Below are 10,467 nucleotides of genomic sequence, written 5' to 3'. Positions count from 1 at the left end.
TGGGAGAGCCAGGCTGAAGAGAGTGACAAGGCGGCGGAAGCCGTGGAAATGATGCGTGAGCTGCTCGTCGATCTGGGTCACCTCGACGACGCGTAATTCCGAGGCGGCCCGGCGTCCACCGGGCCGCCAGCAGGTCAGTTTTGCCGGTTGCTACCTTTCGGCCCCGAGGGTTCCGGGCCGGGACGTCGGCTCTTCAACCGTAACCGCTGCCTCACGGAGTCCCTATGACCGCCCTGCGCATGCTGCTACGCGGTGTCACTTATGCCAATGAGTGGGTCGGGCGCACCCTATTGGCCTACCTCGTCCTGGTGATGTTCGCTTTGCTGTTTCTGGAAGTGAACATGCGCTACGTCCTCGGTGCGCCGACCGTCTGGACGGGTGAGCTGACGCAGATGCTGTTCGGTGCTTACGCCATATTGGCCGGCGCCTACATCATGACGCAGGGCGCGCATGCCAACGTGGATATCTTCTATGCGCGCTTCCCCCGGCGGGTGCGCGCCGCCGTGGATATCTTTACCTCGTTTTTGTTCTTCGCCTTCGTGCTCGTCTTGCTCACCGAGGGCTACAGCATGGCAGAAGACTCCGTCAGCCGGTGGGAGTCCTCCCGCTCTGCGTGGGACGCGCCGGTATGGCCAGTCAAGGTAGCCATTCCCGTCGGCGCCGGGCTGCTCCTGCTGCAGGGCATCGTCAAGCTGATCCAGGATATCTTGATTCTGCTTAACCTTGAAGGCGCCGAACCAGTGGTTCGGGAGAGCCATGCAGCGGAGGATCAGCTATGAGCGTCGAGGTCATCACGCTGCTGTTTTTCGGTTCGCTGCTGTTTTTCCTCTTCCTCGGTGTGCCGCTGGCATTCGTGCTTGGCGGGGTGTCGGTGGTGTTCCTGTATTTCGACTGGGGCCCTGACGCCTTCTACATGGTGGCTTCCAATATGTGGAGCACCATGAACAGCTTCACGCTCATCGCGATTCCATTGTTCATCTTCATGGCGATGCTGCTGGAGCGATCCGGCGTGGCGCGCGACCTCTATCACATGATGCACCTTTGGTGGGGCGGTGTGCGTGGTGGGCTCGCCATCGGCACGGTCGGCATCTGCGCTATTTTCGCCGCCATGTGTGGGATCAGCGGGGCGGCGGTCACCAGCATGGGGACGATTGCCCTGCCGAACATGCTCGAGCGCAAGTACGACAAGGAAATGGCACTGGGGGCGATCAACGCCGGTGGTGGGTGGGGGATACTCATCCCGCCGAGCATCATTATGATTCTGTATGCTCTGATTACTGGCGTCTCTGTCGGGGCCTTGTTTGCTGCCGGGATTGTGCCGGGGCTGCTGCTGATGGTCCTGGTCTCCCTGTATATCGGTATTCGCTGCTATTTCCAGCCCCATCTGGGCCCGGCGCTACCGCCTGGTGAGCGCGGCACGCTGCGGGAGAAGTTCATCGCGCTACGCTCCGTGTTGCTGCCGATGTTCATCGTTGTGATCGTGCTGGGGTCCATCCTGTCGGGTGTCGCCACGGCCACGGAGGCAGCGGCGATCGGCGTGTTTGGCGCGCTGGTCTCATCGATCGTCTATCGCCGCTTTACCTGGGCAATCATCCAGGAGTCCTGCGTGCGTACGCTGCGCCTTACGGGCATGATCATGTGGATTCTGTTTGCCGCCCATGCCTTCAGCACGGCGTATAACTCCATGGGCGCACAGCCGATGATCCTCGAGTTCATGATGTCGATCCCCGGCGGTGAGTGGGGCGCGTTGATCGCCATACTTTTAATCATCTTCCTCATGGCCATGGTGCTGGATCCGCTGGGAATCATGCTTATTACCCTGCCGGTGTTCATGCCCATCGTGACCGGCTTTGGTTTCGATCCGGTGTGGTTCGGGATCCTGTTCATCATCATGATGGAAATCGGCTACATGACCCCGCCCTTTGGCTTCAACCTGTTCTACCTAAAGGGCGTGGCGCCGCCCGGTGTGACGATGGGAGATATCTACAAGTCGGTGATTCCCTACACCGGGGTGGAGTTGTTCGGCCTGGTACTGGTGATCATGTTCCCCGCCATCGCCCTGTGGTTGCCTAACATTCTGGGGTTTTGATAACCCTGCTCGAGCAAGCAGGTGCGTCGCCCTTATCGAGGCTGAGTCGCGGCGTCCGACGCTTGCGCCGACGCCTGGCCCGTCGCGGCGCATGACGGTGCGCGCAGGAGAGGCTCGACCAGGTGGGTGATTCCATTGGCGTAGTAGCGTAACAATTGCAACTCTTCGGTCATGGCGGTCAAGGTGCCGTCTTGTCGGGGGATCAGCGCCTTTCGCTCTTGCATAATGGCAACGGCCAGATCCAGCGCTTGCCCCGCATCACGGAGCGGGATGTACGGACCATCCGGCTGCTCATCGAGCCGAAGGATAATCGCCTGGTAGGCCGCTTCCAGTTCCGCCCGCGTCCAGCGCCGCTCCGGCTCGAGGAGCAGAAGCCAGGACAGTAACGGCACCGGCAAGATGGGCGTGGCCTCGCCGATGCATTGCATCAAGTGGGAGGCAAAATCCCGGCTGAGACGGAGTCGATCGCGTGATGACACGTGACGGGGGTCCACACCCTGATGTTGGCACCAGCGGCGTGCGGACACCGGCGCCCCGAACCCCGCGGCGGCATAACCCATGGTGTCCTGGCGCCCGCGCAGGCGGTTACCCAAGTTGCGAACCAGCACCATCAGGCCCTGGCCCATTGCACGCACGGTGGAGCGGCGCATGGTGCGCCCGTGCGCTTCGGCCAGCAGGGTGCGATCTTCCAGCACCCGGTCGTAGTTCAGCCCGACGGGGACAAACAGGATGTCGCGCTCTCCCTCGGGGTTGAAATCCCGAAGCATGTAGTCCAACAGACCGGCGTGGGGTTGCCGAAACGCGCCGTCGCGGCTGAGCCCCCCCTCCGGGAAAACGGCCTGAACCACGCCGCCGTCCACGGCCATCTGCACGTAACGCTCCAGTACACGCCGATAGAGCGCGTTCTGCGAGTTCCGTCGAACGAAGTAGGCACCCATGGCACGCACCAGCGGCTCCAGGGGCCAGACCCGCGCCCATTCGCCCACAGCGTAGGACAAGGCCGTGTGATCCTCGGCAAGGTAGGCCACCAGGACGTAGTCCATGTTGCTGCGGTGATTCATCACAAAGACGACGCTGGCGTCCGCATCCATTCCCGTCAGGTCGGTTTCATCCCGGTAGGCCAAACGCACTTGATAAAATCGCCGCACGATTGCCCTTGCCAGACGGTTGCCAAGACGAAAATAGACGTAGGCGTTAAACGCGGGAACGATCTCCCGTGCGTATGTTTCCACGCGGCGCAGCGCGACCGCCCAGGGTGTGCCGTTGTATTCGCAATAGGTGCGTACCGCAGCGAGGACGCGCGGGTCATAGGCGAGCCGATCTATCAGGACCTCGCGCTTTGTCAGGCTGAAGGTGGGCAACTTCAGGTGCAGCCGCCGATTCACCTCCTCGATCAACCCACTCAAACGACGCCGGAAGAACCACCGAACCGTGGGAATGAGCAGCCTGGCCAGCACCGCCCACAGCGTGACGACAAGCATGGCCAGGAGTAGCCAGTAGGGGACTTCCACCGGTTCTGTCATTCGCGGGCTCTCATCCCTGGGTCATGCGCTCGGAGTGTCTTCAGGGTGTATCATGCCGGCTCAAGCCTGTCACATGCCGGCGCGGGCTGTCGTGATGCGTGAGCCCGGGCAGACGCGGCCGCGCAGGTGATGAATACACGACATCCGGCCTGGCGAAAATCAGTCGGGTACGGACATGATGGAAAAAGCTGGCCGCGGGCGGTGAGATCATGTATCGTCTGCAACGCAGTGTTCAGCTTGAGTACCTTCGGCAGTCCCGCCCTACTTGGTCGTCACTCCGTGCGTTGTTCAGCTCAACCTGCACTACTATAGAAAATGATCCATGAGGAAATGTAACGATGATGACCGGAACTGTTAAGTGGTTCGACGACGCCAAGGGCTTTGGTTTCATTACGCCCGAGGACGGTGGCAAGGATGTGTTTGTGCATCACTCCGCCATCAACGGTGCTGGCTTTAAGAGCTTGGCCGAGGGGCAGCAGGTTGAGTTTGAAACACAGAACACCCCCAAGGGTCTTGCTGCGGCGAACGTCACCGCGATTTGAACCACTTCGGATGAATGCGTGAGCGGTGCCCGTCGTCTCACGCATGCATGATAGCAACCCCGTTTCGACGGGGTTTGTTTCGTTCTGACCCCTGTGTTGCTTTAACTGCACTTGGGTGTGGCCGGTGACTGGCGTTATCCTTAGACGATGCCTGTCCATGCTGAGCCCGGCGATGAACGGAGAAAAACCATGCCCGCAGGCCGTCCACGGCAGTTCGATCCACCGACTGCCCTGAACCGCGCCATTGACGTATTCTGGTCGCGCGGTTATGAGGGTGCCTCCCTACAGGAACTTCTGGCGGCTACACGCCTGTCCCGCAGTAGTCTGTATCAGACGTTCGGCGGCAAACACCAGCTATTCTCCCGCTGCCTGGTTTGCTACCGCGAGAGCGTGGCTGCGGAGATGATCCGGCGGCTTGAAGAGGCGCCGTCTGGTCGGGCGTTCATCGAACAGTCCATGCGCCGTGCGGTCGCAGAGCAGCAAGTACCGGGAGGACCGCGTGGTTGTTTGGTGCTCAACACCGCCAACGAGTTCGGGCACCGCGATGCGGAAGTCAGCCGGCACGTTCGTGCAGGGCTCTCGGCGTTCCGCGATATCTTCGCGGAGGCCATTCGCCGTGGACAGGCCGATGGCAGCGTCGCCCGCATCCATGATCCTGATCGTCTGGCTGCCTATCTGGTTGCGGCGATGGGTGGCTTGCGCACGCTGGTCAAGGCGGATGACTCATCGGCGTCGATTAATGACGCCCTGGAACTGCTTTTGGCGGCGCTGGATTAACAGCGAGCAGTTCAGCGCTGAGCCAGATGGTTATTTCTCGACGAAGGCACGCTCAATCACGTAATCCCCGGCGACGCCGATGCGTGGCGACGGCTTGAAGCCGCGTTCCCGGAGCATGTTACCGATGTCATCGAGCATCGCGGGGCTGCCGCAGATCATGGCGCGGTCGCGTTTCGGGTCAAGCGGCGGCAGGCCAATGTCCTCGAACAGTTGTCCCGATTCCACCAGCTTGGTAATGCGCCCCTGATTGTGAAACGCCTCTCGCGTCACGGTGGGATAGTAGATGAGTTTCTCGCGAATCATTTCGCCAAAGTACTCGTTATCAACCAGCTCGCGCTGAATTAAATCCTGGTACGCGAGTTCGTTCCTGTACCGCACCCCGTGGACCAGAACGATGTTCTCGAACCGTTCGTAAGCATCCGGGTCCTGGATGACGCTTAGAAACGGCGCCAAGCCCGTGCCGGTGCTGAACAGGTACAGGTTCTTGCCGGGCAGCAGGTCACTGAGCAGCAGTGTCCCAGTGGGTTTACGGCTGGTGACCACCTCATCGCCTTCCTTCAGGTGCTGCAGGCGCGACGTCAGGGGGCCGTCCGGCACCTTAATGCTGAAGAACTCAAGGTGATCCTCATAGTTGGGGCTGGCGATGCTGTAGGCCCGCATGACCTTCTTACCGCCCTGGTCTTGCAATCCGATCATGACGAACTGCCCGTTTTCGAAGCGCAGGGACGGGTCGCGGGTGGTACGAAAGCTGAACAGCGTATCGTTCCAATGATGGACGCTGATCACGCGTTCGGTCGCCATGTTGCTCATGTTGCCAGTTCCCCCTGGTCGGATTGCACCAAACTCATTGACAGGTCCGATGAGGCTGTTTGCACGAACCTACGCAGCTCCTCTGGTCAACCCGTCCCTGTCCGGGTGTTCACTTCCTTGCACCCGTAGCTTAGGGACAGAGAGAATATCTGTGAAATGGGTTATTCGAATAAGCTATAACCCATTTGGACATATACGGCCTTTTGCCCGGTGCGCCAGGACCGGTTGCCGGGCCATGGGGAGTTAGCGGAACTGGATGCCGCCACCGGGACCGCCCGTGCCGGGACCGCTTCCCATGCCACCCTGACCTGGGGTCACAATCGAGGTCGCCTGTTCGCGTTGCATTTCCTCGACGCGGCGAATCATCTCCTCAAGCGCCTGGTTGGCGGTCTCCGCGAATCGTTCCACGGCAACCTCCAGGCTATCTGCATCGATCTCGAAAGACAGCGGCAACGCGCCGCCCTGGGTCATGACCTGGGTCTGGCCACTGTAGGTCACCGGGCGTGATTCATCGCGGGTGCCATCGGTCATCACCGGAATCATCCGGCGGATCGCGCCAACCCGGCCATCCGTGAACGTTTCCTCCTGCACCAGAGCGCTGGTGTCCAGGGACATATCGGGCATTTGACTGCTCTCATTCATTTGATCTCTCCTGCGACAGCTGAACTGAACGGTAACCCTCTATAATGCCGCATGCCACCCGTATCGCCCAACCCCCGGCGGCAGCCTCACCCAGCCGCGGCGGCAGTGCGCTGTTCCAGCGCCGACATCCCCTTGCGATACAAGGACCACGCCACCATGCCCGCGGCGATATTGCCGAGCAGAGCGCCGGTGAAGAGACCGTTTAGCCCCATCAACCATGCGCCCGCCCAGAGCAGGGGCAGGTAGCAGATGAAAAGCCGCACCAGGGAGATGGTTAGCGCCCGCATGGGCAGGCCCAGGGCATTGCAGACCGAGACCATGAGCATGCACACGCCAAGCGCGCCGTAGCTCAGGGGAACACGCAACAGGTAGTCCTCTAACGTCTCGGCGACCGTGGCATCCTGCGTCAGCAGGCGGGGGAGTAGACCCGAGAGCGCCAGCCAGAGCACGGCGAGGGCGAGCTGCCAGGCGAGGACAAAACGCACGGCGATGCGCACGAGTGTCCGGACATGCCCGAGCTCCCCGGCACCCAGAAAGCGCCCGACCATCGGGGGGAGTGACATGGTCAGCGCCAGGGCCACGACGATAGAAAAGAACTCGAGCCGCGTCCCGAGCCCCCAGGCGGCGACGGCACTTGATCCGAATCCGGCCACCAGGGCCGTGGCGAGCATGGCCGAGATTGGTGGCATCAGCTGGCTGAGCATCGCCGGGCCGGTAATGCCTGCCAATTGTCGGAGCGCCGGCACCGGATTGATGCTGAGCAAATCAAAGTGCAGCAGACCCCGCCTTACCAGTGCCGGGTATATGGCCGCGATGCCGACGGTGAACGCCGTCACCGTGGCCCATGCCGCCCCGGGGAGCCCCCAGCCGAAGACGAAGATGTACAGGGGGTCCAGTGCCAGATTGACCAGGCTGGTGAGAACCATCCATAGCCCGGGGACGCGGGTATCCCCGTGCGCGCGCATGACGCTGTAGCCCAAGTATAGGATCGCGCCGCACCATGCGCTCAATAGCCACGGAATCCAGAATGCCCTGATTAACGGCAGTAGCTCCCGCTCGGCCCCCAGGAGCGTCACCAACGGCTCGCGCAGGGTCCACAGCAGCAGGCAGAGCAGGGCGACAGCGAGTGCCCCGGAGAGGACCACCAGACCCCCCAGCCGGTGCGCGAGGGTGGTGTCCCCGCTGCCCAGCGTGCGGGCAATGATCGCCGTCGTTGCAATGCCAAGCCCGACCTGAAAGCCGATTATGAGCTGCTGCATGGGCAGGGTGAAGCCCAGAGCGGCCAGGGGCTCCACACCGAGCTGGCCGATAAAGGCGCTGTCCACCAGCTGAAAGCCAAGCAGGGAGACGACGCCGAAGAGCATGGGCCAGGTCATACTGAACAGCGTGCGCCTGAGACCGTTGCGGGTGAGGTCCTCGGTGGTCATCGCGTTGCCGCGAGAACGGCTTCCGTGAGAAACCCCGCCGCCAGCGGGACCGGGAGGCTGGCCAGCAAACGGACGGCGACGAACCGCCAGCCCATCATCGGCGCCTCGAAGACGATCACCCGATGGAGCGCGAGTACGGACCACGCCGTGATCAGCGTGATCATCTGCGCCAGGCCGATGCCCACCTCGATTAACGCCAGGGCCAGTGGGAAGACGATCATGGGTCCCCCCGGCATGATACTGCCAATGAGCGTCGCCAGCAGGATGCCGCGGGCGCCGGAGGCTTCTCCGAGCACTGCGACGACCTGCTCCTCAGGGACCAGCGACGCCAGGAAGACCCCGGCGATCAGCGCCGGGGGCAGGCGCAGCAGCAGGGGCTGGAGTTGCTGCCAGCCCTCGTGCACGGCGTCCGCGTGGCGGACGTCGCCCCGCCGGTGGGCGGCGAACACCGTGGCCGCCAGAAGGAGACCAATGGTGCCGTAGGCGACGAGCGTCATCACGGCCGGATCCACCGCAGTATCACTAGCGCGGCAAAGCCGGCGAGAAAGGGCAGCGGCAGGGAGATGAGCAACCGTAGAGCGACGAAGTCGACGCCGAGAAACGGGAGTTCCCACACCAGCGCGCGGTTCAGGCCCAGTACCGACCAGGCCGTCACATAGGCCACACAGACTTCAACGGAGGCGCCGGCGCGATACAGCGCCACGACGAGCGGAAACGCGGCGAACGGGCCACCGGGGGTGATTGCCCCTGCAATGGTGGCCACACTGAGCCCCAGCACTCCGCTGTTGCCGCCCAGCCAGCGTGCCATGGCGGTGCGGGGGATCAGGCGCTGCACGTAGGCACCGACGAGCAGGGCGCCCACCAGGACCGGCGTGATCCATAGCAGCAGGCCCAAGGCCCCAATCAGCGTGGCCGTAAAGGCGTCCGGACCTTGCAACCACCAGGTCGCACTCCCGGCACCGACGGCGAGCAGAACAAAGAATACTGTCGTGCCGTCGAGTCGGCGCCAAGGCGGTGACCGTTTGCTTGCGACTGGCGGCATGGCACCTTGCAGGAACGTTGGCAAATGGCACAGTCTACAAGCTATCTCCTGAGGTTGCCTTCGGTGCCCAGGTGTCAAGGAGGAGTAACGATGGATCTTGCCTATCGTTCCACGGCCCGTCTGGCCCTCATGATCCGCGAGGGAGAGCTCAGCGCGGAGGCGATGCTCGAGCATTTCCTTGGGCGCATGGAGCGGCATAACGCCGCGCTCAACGCCGTGGTGACCACCGATCTCGACGCCGCCCGTCGCCGTGCCCGGGAGGCCGACGCCGCGCGGGCCCGCGGGGAGTCCTGGGGGCCTTTGCACGGCATACCCATGACCGTCAAGGAAACCTATGAAGTCGAAGGGATGCCGACGACAGCGGGCGCCCCTGCGCTGCGGGATCACTGGTCCGAGGTCAATGCCGCCGCCGTCCAGCGGCTGTTGGACGCCGGAGTGGTGATTTACGGCAAGACCAACGTGCCGTTGTTCGCCGGCGATTTGCAGTCCTACAATGCGATCTACGGTACGACGAATAACCCGTGGGATTTGGCGCGGACTCCGGGCGGGTCTTCGGGGGGATCCGCTGCTGCGCTCGCTGCCGGCATGACATCCCTGGAACTGGGCAGCGACATCGGCGGCTCCATCCGCACTCCGGCGAGCTTCTGCGGCGTGTGCGGGCACAAATCCAGCTACGGGGTGATTTCCTCCCGGGGGCATATCCCGGGGTCCCCAGGCTCGCTCTCCCGCACGGATATCAGTGTTGCCGGGCCGTTGGCCCGAACAGTGGACGATCTGCAACTCGCCATGGGCCTGCTGGCCGGGCCGGAGCCCGAGCAAGCCGTCGGCTGGCAGCTGCGGCTGCCGCCGGCACGGTGGCGGCGGCTCACGGATTTCCGCGTGGCTGCCTGGTTGGACGACCCGGGCTGCCCGGTGGATGCCGAAGTCGTGTCCATACTGGAGGGTTTGGTGGGGCGGCTGCGGACCGCCGGGGTTCAGGTGGACGACCAGTCCCGGCCGCAGGGTATTGACCTGGCCAGCTCCCACGAGACCTACTATCAGCTGCTGACGGCGACCATGAGCGGTGGGTTGCCGGAGAAAGTGTTCAATACCATGCTCGATAAGGCGGAGCTGGCCGGGTTGCAGGACACCAGCTACCCCATGCGCTTTGCCCGTGGCGCCATCCAGCGCCACGGGCAGTGGCTGCGGACCCATGAAAAAAGACTCCAGATGCGCAAGGCCTGGGAGGCATTCTTTCGCGGCATCGATGTGGTGCTTGCGCCGGCCATTCACACCCCGCCGTTCCCCCATGACCACAGCCAGCCCATGGCCGAACGCCGCCTCGCCGTCAACGGCGTCGACCGTCCGTACATGGATGTGCTGGCCTGGGCGGGTCTCGCGGGCGTGGTTTACCTGCCCTCCACGGTGGTTCCGGTCGGCCACACAGCCTCTGGGCTTCCGGTCGGGGTGCAGATCATCGGTCCGTATCTCGAGGATTACACCAGCCTCGCCTTCGCCCGCCATGTGGAAGCGTTGACCGGTGGTTTCGTGGTTCCGCCGGGGTACTAGTGTCCTGTCCCGCAAATAACGTTACGATTGTCGCGGCCCTGACGGCCCCTGGCGGCGTTGCGCCTCC

Annotated in this window: 11 protein-coding genes; 5 read left to right on the top strand and 6 right to left on the bottom strand. The window is 62.9% G+C overall.

The features are described 5' to 3' along the window. The first annotated feature begins 224 nt into the window (after window positions 1–224). On the top strand, window positions 225–779 hold the full coding sequence (locus tag QZT63_RS13520) for a TRAP transporter small permease subunit (RefSeq protein ID WP_290652004.1): 555 nt from the start codon (window positions 225–227) through the stop codon (window positions 777–779). Next, entirely contained in the window at window positions 776–2,089 is a 1,314-nt protein-coding gene (locus QZT63_RS13515) for a TRAP transporter large permease subunit (RefSeq protein WP_290652002.1), read from the top strand. The genes QZT63_RS13520 and QZT63_RS13515 overlap by 4 nt, the downstream gene beginning before the upstream one ends. Before the next feature lie 32 nt (window positions 2,090–2,121). Here the strand turns inward: QZT63_RS13515 and QZT63_RS13510 are convergent, their stop codons facing one another. Then, a complete protein-coding gene (locus QZT63_RS13510) occupies window positions 2,122–3,612 on the bottom strand; it encodes a 1-acyl-sn-glycerol-3-phosphate acyltransferase (protein ID WP_290652000.1) in 1,491 nt (496 codons plus the stop codon). Between the two features lie 338 nt (window positions 3,613–3,950). Here QZT63_RS13510 and QZT63_RS13505 point away from each other — a divergent pair, with 338 nt between their 5' ends. Further along, window positions 3,951–4,154 (top strand): cold-shock protein, encoded by a 204-nt coding sequence (locus QZT63_RS13505; protein WP_290651998.1) that lies wholly within the window; start codon window positions 3,951–3,953, stop codon window positions 4,152–4,154. Window positions 4,155–4,343: 189 nt separating this feature from the next. Then, the gene (locus QZT63_RS13500; protein ID WP_290651996.1) at window positions 4,344–4,931 is read left to right on the top strand and encodes a TetR/AcrR family transcriptional regulator; all 588 of its coding nucleotides are present in this window, start codon (window positions 4,344–4,346) and stop codon (window positions 4,929–4,931) included. Window positions 4,932–4,961: 30 nt separating this feature from the next. On the opposite strand, the gene QZT63_RS13495 is transcribed toward QZT63_RS13500, so the two are convergent. The 5 genes from QZT63_RS13495 to QZT63_RS13475 all read right to left on the bottom strand — a co-directional run bounded on the left by QZT63_RS13495 (window position 4,962) and on the right by QZT63_RS13475 (window position 8,852). After that, window positions 4,962–5,741: a ferredoxin--NADP reductase gene (locus QZT63_RS13495; protein WP_290651994.1), complete on the bottom strand. Its 780-nt coding sequence runs from the start codon at window positions 5,739–5,741 to the stop codon at window positions 4,962–4,964. Between the two features lie 243 nt (window positions 5,742–5,984). Then, entirely contained in the window at window positions 5,985–6,383 is a 399-nt protein-coding gene (locus QZT63_RS13490) for a hypothetical protein (protein WP_290651992.1), read from the bottom strand. An 86-nt stretch (window positions 6,384–6,469) separates the two neighbouring features. Next, window positions 6,470–7,810, bottom strand: coding sequence for an MATE family efflux transporter (locus tag QZT63_RS13485; protein WP_290651991.1), 1,341 nt, complete (start codon window positions 7,808–7,810; stop codon window positions 6,470–6,472). Further along, window positions 7,807–8,307 carry a hypothetical protein gene (locus tag QZT63_RS13480; RefSeq protein ID WP_290652006.1) on the bottom strand — a complete coding sequence of 167 codons (501 nt, stop codon included), beginning with the start codon at window positions 8,305–8,307 and terminating at the stop codon, window positions 7,807–7,809. The genes QZT63_RS13485 and QZT63_RS13480 overlap by 4 nt, the downstream gene beginning before the upstream one ends. After that, window positions 8,307–8,852 (bottom strand): hypothetical protein, encoded by a 546-nt coding sequence (locus QZT63_RS13475; protein ID WP_290651990.1) that lies wholly within the window; start codon window positions 8,850–8,852, stop codon window positions 8,307–8,309. The genes QZT63_RS13480 and QZT63_RS13475 overlap by 1 nt, the downstream gene beginning before the upstream one ends. A 90-nt stretch (window positions 8,853–8,942) precedes the next feature. On the opposite strand from QZT63_RS13475, the gene QZT63_RS13470 reads away from it, so the two are divergent. Beyond that, window positions 8,943–10,400, top strand: a complete 1,458-nt coding sequence (locus QZT63_RS13470; RefSeq protein ID WP_290651988.1) for an amidase — start codon at window positions 8,943–8,945, stop codon at window positions 10,398–10,400. Window positions 10,401–10,467: the final 67 nt, after the last annotated feature.

Origin of the sequence: Aquisalimonas sp., assembly GCF_007120195.1 — a bacterium.
In the GTDB taxonomy this organism is placed as follows: Bacteria; Pseudomonadota; Gammaproteobacteria; order Nitrococcales; family Aquisalimonadaceae; genus Aquisalimonas.
Note: the sequence above shows the minus strand (reverse complement) of the source record. Positions and strands in the feature narration are given on the sequence as shown.

Excerpts from the sequence above, each read along its gene's own strand:
- QZT63_RS13520 (WP_290652004.1), top strand. The coding sequence starts at position 225 with ATGACCGCCCTGCGCATGCTGCTACGCGGTGTCACTTATGCCAATGAG.
- QZT63_RS13515 (WP_290652002.1), top strand. The coding sequence starts at position 776 with ATGAGCGTCGAGGTCATCACGCTGCTGTTTTTCGGTTCGCTGCTGTTT.
- QZT63_RS13510 (WP_290652000.1), bottom strand. The coding sequence starts at position 3,612 with ATGACAGAACCGGTGGAAGTCCCCTACTGGCTACTCCTGGCCATGCTT.
- QZT63_RS13505 (WP_290651998.1), top strand. The coding sequence starts at position 3,951 with ATGATGACCGGAACTGTTAAGTGGTTCGACGACGCCAAGGGCTTTGGT.
- QZT63_RS13500 (WP_290651996.1), top strand. The coding sequence starts at position 4,344 with ATGCCCGCAGGCCGTCCACGGCAGTTCGATCCACCGACTGCCCTGAAC.
- QZT63_RS13495 (WP_290651994.1), bottom strand. The coding sequence starts at position 5,741 with ATGAGCAACATGGCGACCGAACGCGTGATCAGCGTCCATCATTGGAAC.
- QZT63_RS13490 (WP_290651992.1), bottom strand. The coding sequence starts at position 6,383 with ATGAATGAGAGCAGTCAAATGCCCGATATGTCCCTGGACACCAGCGCT.
- QZT63_RS13485 (WP_290651991.1), bottom strand. The coding sequence starts at position 7,810 with ATGACCACCGAGGACCTCACCCGCAACGGTCTCAGGCGCACGCTGTTC.
- QZT63_RS13480 (WP_290652006.1), bottom strand. The coding sequence starts at position 8,307 with ATGACGCTCGTCGCCTACGGCACCATTGGTCTCCTTCTGGCGGCCACG.
- QZT63_RS13475 (WP_290651990.1), bottom strand. The coding sequence starts at position 8,852 with ATGCCGCCAGTCGCAAGCAAACGGTCACCGCCTTGGCGCCGACTCGAC.
- QZT63_RS13470 (WP_290651988.1), top strand. The coding sequence starts at position 8,943 with ATGGATCTTGCCTATCGTTCCACGGCCCGTCTGGCCCTCATGATCCGC.